The 13,199-nt window shown below is 68.9% G+C and carries 12 protein-coding genes, 1 tRNA gene and 1 pseudogene; 5 read left to right on the forward strand and 9 right to left on the reverse strand.

The features are described from left to right. The first annotated feature begins 97 nt into the window (after window positions 1-97). Together rlmB and ACIP4P_RS09745 are read left to right on the forward strand one after the other, a co-directional pair. A complete protein-coding gene (gene rlmB / locus ACIP4P_RS09740) occupies window positions 98-1,090 on the forward strand; it encodes a 23S rRNA (guanosine(2251)-2'-O)-methyltransferase RlmB (protein WP_350517598.1) in 993 nt (330 codons plus the stop codon). Between the two features lie 264 nt (window positions 1,091-1,354). Beyond that, on the forward strand, window positions 1,355-2,941 hold the full coding sequence (locus ACIP4P_RS09745) for a DoxX family membrane protein (protein WP_400916485.1): 1,587 nt from the start codon (window positions 1,355-1,357) through the stop codon (window positions 2,939-2,941). A 134-nt stretch (window positions 2,942-3,075) separates the two neighbouring features. Here the strand turns inward: ACIP4P_RS09745 and ACIP4P_RS09750 are convergent, their stop codons facing one another. The 3 genes from ACIP4P_RS09750 to ACIP4P_RS09760 form a co-directional block, all read right to left on the reverse strand. Next, window positions 3,076-3,864 (reverse strand): nucleotidyltransferase family protein, encoded by a 789-nt coding sequence (locus tag ACIP4P_RS09750; protein WP_350517600.1) that lies wholly within the window; start codon window positions 3,862-3,864, stop codon window positions 3,076-3,078. A 133-nt stretch (window positions 3,865-3,997) separates the two neighbouring features. Beyond that, window positions 3,998-4,441, reverse strand: a complete 444-nt coding sequence (locus ACIP4P_RS09755) for a hypothetical protein (RefSeq protein ID WP_400916489.1) — start codon at window positions 4,439-4,441, stop codon at window positions 3,998-4,000. 181 nt (window positions 4,442-4,622) lie between these two features. After that, window positions 4,623-5,714 carry an ABC transporter ATP-binding protein gene (locus tag ACIP4P_RS09760; protein WP_400916491.1) on the reverse strand — a complete coding sequence of 364 codons (1,092 nt, stop codon included), beginning with the start codon at window positions 5,712-5,714 and terminating at the stop codon, window positions 4,623-4,625. 341 nt (window positions 5,715-6,055) lie between these two features. On the opposite strand from ACIP4P_RS09760, the gene ACIP4P_RS09765 reads away from it, so the two are divergent. Together ACIP4P_RS09765 and ACIP4P_RS09770 are read left to right on the forward strand one after the other, a co-directional pair. Further along, window positions 6,056-6,129 (forward strand) — tRNA-Thr (locus ACIP4P_RS09765). 168 nt (window positions 6,130-6,297) lie between these two features. Beyond that, window positions 6,298-7,107 carry a DUF6602 domain-containing protein gene (locus ACIP4P_RS09770; protein WP_400916494.1) on the forward strand — a complete coding sequence of 270 codons (810 nt, stop codon included), beginning with the start codon at window positions 6,298-6,300 and terminating at the stop codon, window positions 7,105-7,107. A 52-nt stretch (window positions 7,108-7,159) separates the two neighbouring features. On the opposite strand, the gene ACIP4P_RS09775 is transcribed toward ACIP4P_RS09770, so the two are convergent. The 4 genes and pseudogenes from ACIP4P_RS09775 to ACIP4P_RS09790 form a co-directional block, all read right to left on the reverse strand. Beyond that, entirely contained in the window at window positions 7,160-8,278 is a 1,119-nt protein-coding gene (locus tag ACIP4P_RS09775) for a hypothetical protein (protein ID WP_400916497.1), read from the reverse strand. 127 nt (window positions 8,279-8,405) lie between these two features. Continuing rightward, complete coding sequence (locus tag ACIP4P_RS09780) at window positions 8,406-8,585, reverse strand: integrase (protein ID WP_400916498.1); 180 nt, start codon at window positions 8,583-8,585, stop codon at window positions 8,406-8,408. Window positions 8,586-8,588: 3 nt separating this feature from the next. After that, window positions 8,589-8,813, reverse strand: a pseudogene (locus ACIP4P_RS09785) (tyrosine-type recombinase/integrase); the annotation flags it as partial. 401 nt (window positions 8,814-9,214) lie between these two features. Beyond that, window positions 9,215-9,934: a GntR family transcriptional regulator gene (locus ACIP4P_RS09790; RefSeq protein WP_400916500.1), complete on the reverse strand. Its 720-nt coding sequence runs from the start codon at window positions 9,932-9,934 to the stop codon at window positions 9,215-9,217. A 38-nt stretch (window positions 9,935-9,972) separates the two neighbouring features. Between ACIP4P_RS09790 and ACIP4P_RS09795 the strand changes: the two genes are divergently transcribed. Further along, window positions 9,973-10,413 carry an NUDIX hydrolase gene (locus ACIP4P_RS09795; protein ID WP_400916503.1) on the forward strand — a complete coding sequence of 147 codons (441 nt, stop codon included), beginning with the start codon at window positions 9,973-9,975 and terminating at the stop codon, window positions 10,411-10,413. A 1-nt stretch (window position 10,414) separates the two neighbouring features. Here the strand turns inward: ACIP4P_RS09795 and ACIP4P_RS09800 are convergent, their stop codons facing one another. Beyond that, window positions 10,415-11,356 carry a nuclease-related domain-containing protein gene (locus ACIP4P_RS09800; RefSeq protein WP_400916506.1) on the reverse strand — a complete coding sequence of 314 codons (942 nt, stop codon included), beginning with the start codon at window positions 11,354-11,356 and terminating at the stop codon, window positions 10,415-10,417. A 518-nt stretch (window positions 11,357-11,874) separates the two neighbouring features. Continuing rightward, a complete protein-coding gene (locus ACIP4P_RS09805) occupies window positions 11,875-13,116 on the reverse strand; it encodes a DNA sulfur modification protein DndB (RefSeq protein WP_400916508.1) in 1,242 nt (413 codons plus the stop codon). Window positions 13,117-13,199: the final 83 nt, after the last annotated feature.

Raw genomic sequence — 13,199 nt, forward strand, 5'->3', positions numbered from 1 at the left:
ACCGGTGCGGCCCTCCCTCATGACGTAGCGCATGTCGCAGGCCGTCGCCGCACCGAGCGGGGCGGCCGGGCATGCCGGACAGACAGGAAGTACAGCCATGGCCGGCAACAGCCAGCGCAGGAACCGCCGCAACCCCGGATCGAAGAAGGGCGCGTCTGTCGGTACCGGCGGGCACAGCCGGAGGGCGCTGGAGGGCAAGGGCCCGACCCCGCCCGGGGCGGAGCGCAAGGGTCACCCCAAGCAGCGGGCCGCCAACGCCGCCCTCAAGCGCGAGCGGGACGCCAAGGCCCGGGCCGGCATGCGCCGGGCCGGCGCCGGTGGCCGGGGCGGCCGCGGCGGCGCGGGCAGCGCCGAGCTGGTCTTCGGCCGCAACTCGGTGGTCGAGGCGCTCCAGGGCGACGTGCCGGCGAACGCGCTGTACGTCCAGCAGTTCATCGACACCGACGACCGGGTCCGCGACGCCTTCCAGGCCGCCAACGAGCGGGGCATCCCGCTGATGGAGGCCCCGCGGCCCCAGCTGGACCAGATGACCGGCGGGATGAACCACCAGGGCCTGGTGCTGCAGGTCCCGCCGTACGAGTACGCCCACCCCGACGACCTGCTGGTCGAGGCCAACGACGCCGGCCAGGACGCGCTGATCATCGCCCTGGACGGGGTCACCGACTCGCGCAACCTGGGCGCCGTGGTCCGCTCCGCCGCCGCCTTCGGCGCGCACGGCGTGGTCATCCCGGAGCGCCGCGCGGCCGGCATGACCGCCGGTGCCTGGAAGACCTCCTCCGGCGCCGCCGCCCGGCTGCCCGTCGCCCGCGCCACCAACATGACCCGCACCCTGGAGGCCTACCAGAAGGCCGGCCTGATGGTGGTCGGCCTGGCCGCCGACGGCGAGGCCGAGCTCGGCGACCTGGAGCTGCTGACCGGTCCCGTGGTGATCGTCGCGGGCAGCGAGGGCAAGGGCCTGTCCCGGCTGGTCTCGGAGACCTGCGACATGCGGGTGCGGATCCCGATGAGCGGCCTGACCGAGTCGCTGAACGCCGGCGTCGCGGCGGGCATCGTGCTGTACGAGGCCGCGCGACTGCGCGCCAAGCGCTGAGCACATCGGATGTCCGGTTCGCAGCAGATCTTCTGAATTCTCCGCGATCCGAGTGAAAAGCGATCGGGCCCGACCGGGTCCGATCGCTTTTCTCATGATCACTTCAAGTATGCGCCGGACATCCACCCGAGAGAGTGTCCTAAGCGGCCGTCACCCGGTTAGACGGGCGTGGACGTGGACACCAGAACACCTCGGCGCCCCCTGTTCGGCGGCGGCAGCACCGGGATAGACGCAGGCTCGGGCCCCGGGCTCGACACCGTCAAGGTGCCGTCGGACCCCGCGCGCCTCAGCAGCACCCAGGCGAGCTTCCGGCTCCGGCTCGGCACCCCGGTGGCGCCGCTGATCGAGGCCCCGGCCGGACTGCTGTCCACCGGCGCCGCGTTCGGCGACCCGTACGCCAACCAGGGCCTGATCCGCCGTCCGCTGGTCACCCCGCAGGTCGTCGTGCCCGCCTCCGCCGTCCCGGCGCTGGCCGGCGCGGCCGCCGGTGGCGCGCCGCGCCGCAAGGGCCGGGTCACCGCCGTCACCTGGACCGGCCAGGCCGCCCCCGGCGACCTCGCCGCCACCCGGCTGCTGGAAGCGGTGCGGACCAACGGCTCCCCGGCCGGGGGCGCCCTCGACGAGGACACCCAGGTGCTGCCCGCCTACGCCGGCGCCCGGTCCGTCCCCCGCCAGCCGCGCGAGGGCGCCGGCACCGCCACCGACGCCGGCGTCGGCCCGGTCGGCCAGCCGCACGGTTGGACCCCCAGCGGCGAACTGCCCGAGGTCTCCGCCGCCGAGGCCGAGGGCAAGCAGCCCTGGTACCCCGGCCGCCGGGTCGACCTCGGCCTGGTGCTGCTGCCGCTGCGCGCCGTGCTCGGCTCGCTCTCCGTCTACGCCGGGTTCAGCAAGCTCTGCGACCCGGTGTACTTCGACGGCGGCGAGCGCGGCTCGATGATGCGCTGGCTCTCCTCGCTGCACCCGTGGAAGGTCGCCGAGCCGCTGCTGGCCTTCGCGATGGCCCACCCGGTCGGCTCCGGCCTGGTGGTGTCGTTCACCGAGATCGTGGTCGGCGTGCTGACCGTCCTCGGCCTGTGGCAGCGGCTCGCCGCCGGGGCGGCCATGCTGCTCTCCGCCGCGCTGCTGTTCACCGTCAGCTGGCGGGCCGTCCCGGTCTACGACACCCCCGACCTGATCTTCCTCGCCGCCTGGAGCCCGCTGCTGATCGCCGGGGCGCCCTTCGCCTCGCTCGACGGACGGCTCAACCTGGAGGCCTGGCGCCGGATCGGCGCGGGCGCGCCCGGGGCGCTCCGCCGTCGGGTGCTGCGCCGCGGCGCGGTGGTCACCACGATCGTGGTCGGCCTGACCCTGCTGCTCGGCTCGATGCTCGGCGCGGCCGTCCGCACCGGCGCCCGGCAGCAGGCGCCCGCCCGCCCGTCGACCGACTACGGCACCCCGGTCTGGCCCTCCGGCAGCCCCGCCGGCGCCCCCGGCGGCCAGGGCACGTCCACCCCGCCCCCGGCCGCCGCCCCGCACCCGGCCAGTCCGCCGCCGAGCGCCAGCACGCCGGCCACCGCCCCCGCCGCCAAGCCGACCGGGGCCACGCCCAGCGGCAAGCACTCGGGCAAGCCCGAGACCGGCGGCTCCAGCCCGGCCCCGGCCGCCCCGGCCGCCGGGCCCGGCTCCGCGCCGGCCCAGCGCACCCCGGCGCCCGGCGGCTCCGGCGGCGGCGCGGCCCCCAAGCCCACCCCCAGCAGCGGCGGCGGGCTGCTCGGCGGGGTGCTCGGCAGCGGGCCGGTGCTCGGCAGCGGACCGCTGGCCGACCTGTCCGGTGGGCAGTCCTCCCGTCCGGGGACGCCGACGGCCACCTGAGGCCGCCGGACGCGCTACGGCCGGGTGCTCCGTGGGGGAGCACCCGGCCGTAGCGTGTGTGCGGGCCCTGACTGTCGCGGACCGTCGTGTGCCGTGCGTCGTGCGTCGTCTGTCGTGCGTCGCGCGTCGTGCGATCAGTTGGAGCGGTCGCGGTAGGCGGCGAGCTCCTTGGCCGCCTCGGTGAGGTCCTTCGCGGTGTCGATCGCCCGCCAGTACACGCCCTGCGGCAGCTGGTAGCCCGCCAGCCGCTTGCTGCGGGCGAGCTGGGGGAAGGTGGTGCGCTCGTGGTCGCCCACGTCCGGCAGCAGCTCGGCGAACTCCGGGCTGAACACGTACAGGCCGGCGTTGATCAGGAAGGGCGAGGGCGGGGCCTCGATGAAGTCCAGCACGTTGCCGAACTGGTCGGTCTCCACGGCGCCCCACGGGATCCGCGGCCGGGCCAGGGCGAGCGTCGCGACGGCGTCCCGCTCGTGGTGGAAGGCGGCCATGTCGCGCAGGCTGAAGCGGGTCCAGATGTCCCCGTTGGTGGCGTACCAGGGCTCGTCCGGGCGGGGCAGCGCCTTCGCTGCGTACTTCAGGCCGCCGCCGCGACCGAGCGGCTCGGCCTCGACCACCGTCCGTACCCGCAGCGGGAGTTCGGCCTTGTCGAGCCACTCCTCCAGCACGTCGGCGAGGTGGCCGCAGGACACCACGACGTCGGTGACGCCCTCCGCGGCCAGCCAGGCCAGCTGGTGGCCGAGGATCGGCGTGCCCGTGCCCGGGATCTCGACCAGCGGCTTGGGGCGGTCGTCCGTGTAGGGGCGCAGCCGGGAGCCCTGGCCGCCGGCCAGGATCACGGCCTGGGTGACGGGCGTCGTGGTCGGCCGGGGCGGCTGGGACTGCGGGGACGCGAGGTCGGCGACGGGGCCGGAGTCAGCGGTCATGCCTGAACAATAGGGCGCCGGAAGGGTCTTGAGGGCCGTCCTCGGCGGTTGCCCGTCGCGCCCTCGCACTGGCTCCGCGCTGGTTCCTCGTCCGTCTGGCGTCCCGTCGGGGCGTCCGTCGAGGGGCGGACCGTCAGCCGACGACGCCGGCCGAGAAGGAGCCGTCGCAGACCGGGCGGGCGAAGGAGCGGGCCCGCTGCACGTCGCCCTGGTACTTGCGGACCGCGGCCTTGCCCAACTCGGTGGCCAGCGAGGTGCAGTACGGGGTCAGCGACGGCTGCTCGCGCATCGAGCGCTCCAGCAGGTCCAGCGCGGCCGACGGGTTCTTGGCGCGCAGTTCGTCCAGCAGCGCCACCCGCAGCGACTCCTGCGGGGCGAGCCCGTCCGTCTTGGCGGCGGTCGTGGTGGAGCGCCCGATCCCGGCGCCGTCGCCGCTGGACGCCGCCACGACCTGCTGGTCGAGCGCGGTCGGTGGGGCCCATGGGACCCGGGTCACGGCGAGGGTGCCGGTGGTCACCAGGACGACCGGCAGGGTCAGGGCGACGGTCTGGCCGATTCGGCGCACAAGCTGCTTCACCCTCAGGAGAGTAGCGGTGGGTGCGGGCAGGATCGCCCTCCGTCACGCCATCGGGTGACAGGGTGTCCGGGTTCGTCCCTGCACCGTGTTGACGCGGGGGTGTACGGACGGAGCCCGCCGGACCGGAAAGGGTCCGACGGGCTCCGTGGAGTGGTCCGTGCGCGGGGAGGCGCGCCGCGGGTCAGCGGCCCAGACGGACCCCGGTGCCGGTGGAGAAGACGTGGGTCTCCTCGGCGGTCGGCACGACGTGGACGGTCTCGCCGCGGGCCGGGATCTGGCGGCCGGGCACCCGGACGACCAGCTCCTTGTCCACGCCGCCGATCTGGGTGGTGCCGTAGACGAAGCCGTCCGAGCCGAGCTCCTCGACCACGTTCACGGTCACCGCGACGCCCTCGATGCCGCCCGCCGGGACGATCTGGAAGTGCTCGGGGCGGATGCCGACGGTCACCGTCTTCTCGGTGAGGGCGCCCGCCAGGTCCTCGCGGGAGATGTTGACCACCGAGCCGCCGAACTTCACCCCGCCGTCCACCAGCGGCACCTCGACCAGGTTCATGGCCGGCGAACCGATGAAGCCGGCCACGAACAGGTTGGCGGGCCGGTCGTACATGTTGCGCGGGGTGTCGACCTGCTGCAGCAGACCGTCCTTCAGCACCGCGACCCGGTCGCCCATGGTGAGCGCCTCGGTCTGGTCGTGGGTGACGTAGACGGTGGTGATGCCCAGGCGGCGCTGCAGGCCGGCGATCTGGGTGCGGGTCGAGACGCGGAGCTTGGCGTCCAGGTTGGACAGCGGCTCGTCCATCAGGAAGACCTGCGGCTGGCGGACGATCGCCCGGCCCATCGCGACGCGCTGGCGCTGACCACCGGAGAGGGCCTTCGGCTTGCGGTCCAGGTACTCGGTGAGGTCGAGGATCTTCGCCGCCTCCTCGACCTTGGTGCGGATGTCCGCCTTGTTCACGCCGGCGATCTTGAGCGCGAAGCCCATGTTCTCGGCGACGGTCATGTGCGGGTAGAGCGCGTAGTTCTGGAACACCATCGCGATGTCCCGGTCCTTCGGCGGCAGGTGGGTGACGTCCCGGTCGCCGATCCGGATCGCGCCGCTGTTGACGTCCTCCAGACCCGCGAGCATGCGCAGGCTGGTCGACTTGCCGCAGCCGGACGGACCGACCAGCACCAGGAACTCGCCGTCGGCGATCTCCAGCTCCAGCGCGTCCACCGAGGGCTTGGTCGCCCCGGGGTAGACACGGGTCGCCTTGTCGTACGTGACAGAAGCCATCGTCGTTCTTCTCCTTCACCGGCAGGAACGTGCCGGACGATCCGAGTAAAGGGGGGTGTGCGTTCGTCTCCGCCGGCCCGCCAGTGGTCTGAACCACTGCCCGTACCGACTCCCGGCGACGCTACCTGCGCTTCCGTCGCTTGTCAGCCCCCCTCCGCCCCGATTTCGGCATCGGTTCCATCACGCCCACCCGGCCCCGCCCCGGCCCCGCTCCCCGCCCGGCCCTCGTCCCGCCGCCGGCCCGCCCCACCCCGGCAACCCCCGGATATCCCCCCACCCCGCCATCCCGGCCCGGTAGACTGCCCCCGGTGCCGCCGTGATCCTTCGCGGACGGTCACCGTGCCTCCTTAGCTCAGCTGGCCAGAGCACCGCTCTTGTAAAGCGGGGGTCGTCGGTTCGAACCCGACAGGGGGCTCAGCGCCAGACACGGCAGAAGGGCCAGCTCACCGGTGTGATCCGGGGGGAGCTGGCCCTTCGTCGTTGCCGCGGTCCTCCCCGGGCTGTGCCACAGGCGTGCCAGAAGCCGCCGGCCGGTGACGGGAACGGCCGGTCGCAGGCAGGTCGAGGAGCCTAGGATCCGGGCATGACCCAAGAGAAGCTCGGCAGGATCCTCAGCTCCGTGGCCAAGCGGATGCGCGCCGACTTTGAGCAGTCCAGGAACTTCAACCACAACGGTGAGGCAGGAACCTCGCGAGAAGCACTTATTCGCGAGTTTCTCTCAGGCTATTTGCCGTCGCACGTTGAAGCGGTTCACAATGCCGAGATTGTGGCTTCCGCTGGGGAGGTGTCGCCTCAATGCGATGTTGTGCTCATCGATAGAGGGACGCCGCCATTTACTACCCTCAACGGCTACCGCATCATTCCGAACGAATGCGTGTATGGCGTTGTTGAGGTGAAGACAAAGCTAGACAAGGCGCAATTATTGGACGCCTGCGAGAAGATTGCCAAGGTCCGCCGAATCGGTAAAACCGCCTACAGGCCCATTCCCGGCCTGATCCCTCGTTCTGTATCTGCCTACGGTAGGACATTTGACTTCTTTCCGACGTCAGGCATGATCGTGGCCTTCGGTAGTCTCGATCTTGAGACGATCGGCGGACACTTGATTGAGTGGTGCAGGAAGCGCGACCCCATCGAGTGGCCCGACAGCGTCTGGGTTCTCGGAAAGGGGCATCTGCAATGGACGGATCCGAGGAATGGAAATCTGGACAGATCTCCATCACCTGGGGCCTCGCTGCTGCAGGTCGATGCAATGCCAGAGGATGACATCCTGATGCCTCTGGCTCTTCATCTGAATATCCACTTCTCGGATGCATGGATGAACCCGCTCGATCTGGTGCCGTATTCTGGGGCGGCGCCATTGGGCCTCGGTGTCAGGAAGTGGGATTCACAGTAGCTGACGGGCGTTGCTCCGCTTCGGGTGCGAGGCGGAGCAACGCCTTCGCCGGCTAGCCCAGCTCTGGAGCGTCCGGGCCGACGAACTTGCCGTCGTCTGATTGGTAAACCAGTCCGATCCGATGGTGGGCCAGCAGAGCCTGCATGTCCGCCGCGGGAGGTGCAGGCAGAAGTACAACCATGTGGGGCTCATGCTGCCGTGTCGGCGTCTTCACGTAGCGGCTGTAGTCGAGCAGCTGACCAATCGCCATTCGTACGTCCTCCCGAGAGCCTGAGCCCTTGGCTTCGTAGAGGACGTGATCAGTGGCGTCATAAAGGTCGGTGCGAAGTGTTGAACTCATTCCCTCGACCTTGATCTGGAATGCACCGGTTTCATGCCCAAGTGACTCCAGTACAGCCCGGTAAGTCTTTGTCAGTTCAGCCTCGCGCCGAACAGCAATGCTTGCGGCCGTAGCTGCCCGCAGGCTCATCTTTGTAGTAAATTCCTCGGATGCGACAAAGACGCCTTCGGTCGACGCGTGCGGCGCCTTCTTGGTAGCGTTTCGCTTGGGCTTGGTCCGCTGCTTAGGCAGGGAGAGGGCTCCCGTGGTTGCCGGGCCAGAATTCAGCATTGATGCCAGGATCGGCTGAAATGGCACGAACTCTGCTGCAGTTTCCTCGGCTGCCGGGATGGCATCCTTTGGAGAGTTCTCGAATTCACCATCTGGGCGTAGCCGGAAGACAATGACGTTGCGGAACGTGTCGTTATCGCCACGCACTTTCCGCCAGACGTACGGGAGAGCCTGGTCAAGGCTAAAGATGCCGACATAGCGATGCTTCTTGGGTCCATCGCCCTTTGGCTTCTCGGCGAGGACGAAAACGCGAAGCTTGCGGTTCTGCTCAGCATGGCGGAGGATGGCCCGGTTTCCGGTGCCAAAGGCGCCATCAAACGTCTGGTCGCCAACCTGTCCAGCTCCGGTGTATTCGAAAACTGGGCCCTGGTCATCTTCTTCTGCTAGCCAACCGTCATAGTAGCCGTACTGCTCGCCGACGGTCGGATCAGAATAGAGATTAACGCTCTCCTTTTCATCGGAGGGGCAGATGCCGCCCTGAGGGCTTCCGCCGAACTCCTGCCGGATCTCCGCCCGAGTGCGGACGTCGCCGGGAACGATCGGGCTGAGGCTAGTCGTCATGGCCAGACCCTAGATCATGGCTCCGACAGGTTGGGGTGCGAGCTACAGATCCATGGCAGTGTCTTCGACGCGAAGAAGCCGGTCCCGCTGGTGGGAACCACGCCAGCGGGACCGGTGGACGGTGATGTCAATCAACCTGCGTAGAAGGCGTTGTTTCGGTCGATGGGCCCGCGGGCGGATCGTTGTTCCCGCCGAGCGCCTTGCGGGCGGCCTCGCCCATCTTGTCGGCGATGGCACGGTCCCGGTCGCTGGTCATGTGCTGGTAGATCAGCGCGGCTCGGGTGGTGCTGTGACCCGTCCTGGTCATGAGCTCCCGGGTGCTGGCCCCGTTCTGGGCCGCCAGGTTGTTGCCGGTGTGCCGGACGTCGTGGAAGTGGATGTCCGGGGAAACGCCGGCCTTGGCCTTGGCGGCCGTCCAGTCGTCCCGGAAGTTGCTCCGGCGGAGCTTGCCGCCCCGGGGGCCGACGAAGAACAGGCCGTCCTGCCCCTTGGCCGCGTGGTGCTCCAGGTGGCGTTCGAGATTGGGGACGATCAGGTCCGGGAACGAGACCGTCCGGGACGCCCGGCTGCGGCACGGTCAGGGACAGGATGTCGGCCTCACCGTTGGCCACGAACGTGACGTCCAGGGTGATCAGCAGCACGCCGGTCTCGGCGTCCATGGCCATCTCGCCGGTCTGGCGGTTCTTGAGCTTCGGGCGGGGCGCCTGGGCGACCATCACCAGCGCGGCGGTCGTGTCGACGGGGATGAAGCGCATCTTCTGGCTCCTTCATCGAGTGCCGGGGCCGATTAGGCAGCCCGGTGCATCTCCTCTAACGGAGGTGATCTCATGCACTCATGTATATGAGCTGATGGATAGAAGAGTTTCCGACTCCTGTATATGAGTCAGCCCGCCGCGAGAAAGAATCTTGCGGTGGGTTGAGAGAGTTGAGCGAGCGTCAGTCGCGAGCGGGGAAACGGTAGTCGAGAACGCACTGGTCAGCGGCCATCACGGCGTCACAGACTTCGACCACGCGGCCGGCATCGGTGGCGGCGTCCCGAACGATGCGGATCACCGGGGAGCCGGGGCTCAGCGCCAGCGCGGCCGTCTCGGCCTTGGTGGCCAACCGGGCCCGGACGGTCTCAGTGAACTCGGCCAAGGTGTGGCCGTGCTCCTCCAGGCGCGCATAGATGCCACCGCCGCCGGGGTTCTCGGCGAACGTCTCCGGGATGTCCTTCACCACGTCCCAGGGCAGGTATGAGGTGGCTTCCTCGGTCGGTGTCCCGTCGCGGAAGTAGCGGCGCTTGCGGGCCAGCACCTTCGAGCCGGCGGGCACGTTCAGGCGCTCGGCGATCTCTTCCGGGGCGTCGACCGGTCCGACGAAGAGCACGTTCACGGAGGGCTTGCCGCCGGACTGCTCGGCCTCGGTGAGGTACGCCGCCTTGCCGGCGAGCCGATGCGCTCGGCGGAAGCGGTCCGAGGACTTGCGCTGCACCGGGGGGCGGGAGCGGACGAAGGAGCCGCGGCCGTGGTGCGTTTCGATCAGCTGTGTCGTCCGCAGCTCCGCGACTGCCTTGCGGACCGTGCCGGAGGCCACCCCGTAGCGCTCCATGAGCTCGGCTTCACTGGGGATCGCCGTGCCGGGGGCCACGACCCCGGACCGGATCTGCGACGCCAAGTCGTCCGCGATCTGCTGGTACTTCGCCTTCGCCGTTGATGCGGCCTCGCCACTCCGTGTCGGTGGCTGGAGCGGTGGTGCGTGAGGACGGCCGGATTCTCGCGATCCGGCGGGCCGACAACGGCACCTGGGAGCCCCCAGGCGGGGTGCTGGAGCTCTCGGAGACCGTCGAGGACGGCGTGCGCCGCGAGGTGTACGAGGAGACGGGGATCAAGGTCTCGGTGGAACGGCTCACCGGGGTCTACAAGAACGTGACCCGTGGAATCGTTGCCCTGGTCTTTCGGTGCCACCCCGAGGGCGGCAGCGAGCAGCTGTCGGACGAGTCGACGGCCGTCGCGTGGCTCACCCCGGAGGAGATCGCCAACCGCATGGGCGAGGTCTACGCGGTCCGTCTGCTCGACGCCGTCCAGGGTGACGTGGCTCCGCACGTCCGGACACACGACGGCCGGACGCTCATCGATATGCCGCAGGCGAGCTGAGTCAGCCCGTCTTCCTGCCGCGCTTGCCCATCTGGCTCCAGACGTGCCGGTGGCGGGCGATGGTGAAGACCCGATCCACCCTGTTCGGAGACAGCACCGCCGGCCGGGAGGGCAGAGCCGAGGCGATCTGCTCACCATCGATGACCGTCACCCTCGGTGCCGTGCCGAGCGTGATTTTTCGAGCGCCGACGACGGCGATGACGGGGTGAACGGGGACCTCGAAGCCGCACCACTCAGTGAGCAGCTTGGTGGTACGACTCGCCTCGAACTCCGAGTTCTCCAGGTACGGGAAGCTGTTGCGGTTGACCTTTACCATCTTGTCGCCGACCCACACCGTGGCGCCCGGGTGGTGCTTCGAGTTGATCGTGAAGACGCCCGGCGGGCCGATCACCACGTGGTCGATGTCGGACCCGGACGGCAGCGGCACCCCGTGCAGGACCTTCCAGCCAGCGGCTCTAAGCAGCTCCAGCCGAGCCCCGACGACCTGCTCACCTTCCAGGCCGCGGAGTGTGCTCGAATCACCGAGGCGCTGGCGGGAGATCTTGGCAGCAAGCCGGACGAGTAGCCCGTACCGCTCTTCGCCCTCGCGCACGAGACTTTCCAGCCCGGCACCGGGCAGGTTCCGCGCAAGGTCGTCTTCGTCTTGCATCGAGGGAAGGAATGGGACCTCTGCCCGAGGCTGTGGCATGGGCACGGGTGCTGCCTTCGCCGGCGGTTTCGTTCCCCGGTACTGGACGGTGCGCGCCGGCACGTGGCTGCCGAAGGACTTGCACCACTCTTCGACCTTGGCCAGCGCGAGCGCCTCAAACTCCGGATTGTCGACCGTGACGACCCCGGTCTTGCAGTCCAGCCAGGCCACTGAATCCCCGCGGGCGCCAGTCTTGTTGACGTAGAGCCGTTCCTTCCCGGGCACCCGCCAAGGCTTGACCACCAGCTCCGTCATTCGTCCCCCTCCGGCATGGCCTCCCTGACCAGGGTCAGCATGCCCACGCACCGCTCAGCAGGAACGCGAGAGTCGGCCAGCTAAGTCAGTTCAGCCAGTGGCTAGGAGGTGCGGCCGGAGCGAGCGACGGTGTCTACGTGTTTTAGGCGTGAGCGCCGACGCCGTGCAGACCAGGCGGGTGGTGTGTGGGATGGGGATAGTTAGCAGGGGAGTTGGGGCGAGGAGGTGGGGTGGGAGGGTGACTGTTACGAGTTTCGCTACTGGTTCAAGGGCGCGCACGCGAGCGTGCGGCCGTGGATGCCGATGTGAGAGCCCGCCGGGCGGACAGCGCGGGTCAAGGCGTGAGGCTCCGCCGGGCCCTCCTCGGAGGGGACCACCCGCTCAGGCTGAATCATGGCTGAGGTCAACCTGATCTGTCTGGCCCCAAAGAGCCGCGCCGGCCTCCGTCCCTGGAGAAGGCTGCATTAGGCAGGAATGAGCAGAGGTCCCCGCCGGGAGACGGGGACCTCTGGCGCAGGCTACTGCGCCTCGATGAATTCGCGAATGTACTCGTTGGCCGCGATGTGTCGGGCGAGGGCGGCCGCGGCAGCTTCCCAAGCTGTGCGACCGGCCACCAGCTTCCCGGAGATCGGGTCGATCAGATTTCCAGCGAAGATGCTGTCCTTCTCGGTCAGCGGCATGTCGCTGATCGTGGCCAGGCGCTTGTCCGGGACCCGAGAAAAGTCCACGTCGTCCAGGGCGCGCACACAGTGCTCGATTGCGTTCTCGCGGAAGGTCACCAACTCCTCGTCCCGATCGCCCTTCAGACGCTCGGCGATGAGCGCGGAAGCGGTGAAGACAGCGAACGCAATGGCATACAGCACGCCGGCCGAGGTGAGGTAGGTGGCCTCGCGGACCTCAGCTGCCGTCACCTCGTTGTCGATGACATCAGCGAACCTCGGGTTGTCACCGAGAGTCGTCCAGAACGCCGTCAGCTCCTCCTCAGCAGTGCCGTGCTCGAAGTAGTCGGTGACAGCCTTGTCCATCGTCGAGGGCGAGCGGTACTTGTTGCCGACCAGCAGCAATCCAGAGACGTAGCGGATCGTTTTGAAGCTGAAGAGCTTGGCCGAGAGCTTGCCAGGGTTGTCCTTCAGATACTCGACGCGCTCCTCGAAGAGCGGCACGGTGTCAAACAGGTCGGACAGGGCCCGGTTGATCGGCTGCCGCCGGTCCATCGACTGGCCGAGCGACTGAGTAGGCGCCTTCACATTGCGCTGGAGGTCAGCGAAGTCCTGGGCGCGACGCTTGTGATCGTCGTCGATGACGATGATCAGAGGCTGTCCAGAATCGCGCAGGCGCGTGATCACCGGGTCGTCTTCCTCGTCACGGGTCTGCACGATGTGCTCGTACGCGCCGATGCGGTGCTGGCCGTCACCAATATCGAACTTCGCGGAGATGTCGATGGACAGCACGCCGAACTGGGCGGCGTCGAAGTCGGTCGTGACACCGGGGAGCTTGACCGGTTCGAAGTGTGCTTCCCGCGAAGTGAGGTAAAGAACGGCCGCGCCGAGCACGAAGTCCTCTACACCTTCCAGATAGTTCACGATCGCCTTGAGGTGGGTCGTGTCGCGGGGACGGTTGCCATGAGCGTCGGTCTTGGCCGGGTTCCAGGGGGCCGGCTTAGAGACCATGGACACTAGGTCGGGGGCGCACATGGCGGTGGTCATCATTCGACGGCCGCCCTGCATGTAGCCGATGACAGGGAGTTGGATCTTGGGCACAGAGCCCTCCAAGCATGCCGACGGAAGCTCCCCCCCAAGGGAACAGACGATCCGTCAGGCGCTGACCGCCGAAGCTACTACGC

The sequence above is a fragment of the Kitasatospora sp. NPDC089509 genome (genome assembly GCF_044749365.1).
Taxonomy (GTDB): Bacteria; Actinomycetota; Actinomycetes; order Streptomycetales; family Streptomycetaceae; genus Kitasatospora.

Bases quoted from the DNA above. Each gene is read 5' to 3' on its own strand.
- ACIP4P_RS09750 (WP_350517600.1), bottom strand. From the start codon at position 3,864: ATGACCGCTGACTCCGGCCCCGTCGCCGACCTCGCGTCCCCGCAGTCC.
- ACIP4P_RS09770 (WP_400916494.1), top strand. From the start codon at position 6,298: ATGACCCAAGAGAAGCTCGGCAGGATCCTCAGCTCCGTGGCCAAGCGG.
- ACIP4P_RS09795 (WP_400916503.1), top strand. From the start codon at position 9,973: ATGCGGCCTCGCCACTCCGTGTCGGTGGCTGGAGCGGTGGTGCGTGAG.
- ACIP4P_RS09760 (WP_400916491.1), bottom strand. From the start codon at position 5,714: ATGGCTTCTGTCACGTACGACAAGGCGACCCGTGTCTACCCCGGGGCG.
- ACIP4P_RS09800 (WP_400916506.1), bottom strand. From the start codon at position 11,356: ATGACGGAGCTGGTGGTCAAGCCTTGGCGGGTGCCCGGGAAGGAACGG.
- rlmB (WP_350517598.1), top strand. From the start codon at position 98: ATGGCCGGCAACAGCCAGCGCAGGAACCGCCGCAACCCCGGATCGAAG.
- ACIP4P_RS09775 (WP_400916497.1), bottom strand. From the start codon at position 8,278: ATGACGACTAGCCTCAGCCCGATCGTTCCCGGCGACGTCCGCACTCGG.
- ACIP4P_RS09780 (WP_400916498.1), bottom strand. From the start codon at position 8,585: ATGACCAGGACGGGTCACAGCACCACCCGAGCCGCGCTGATCTACCAG.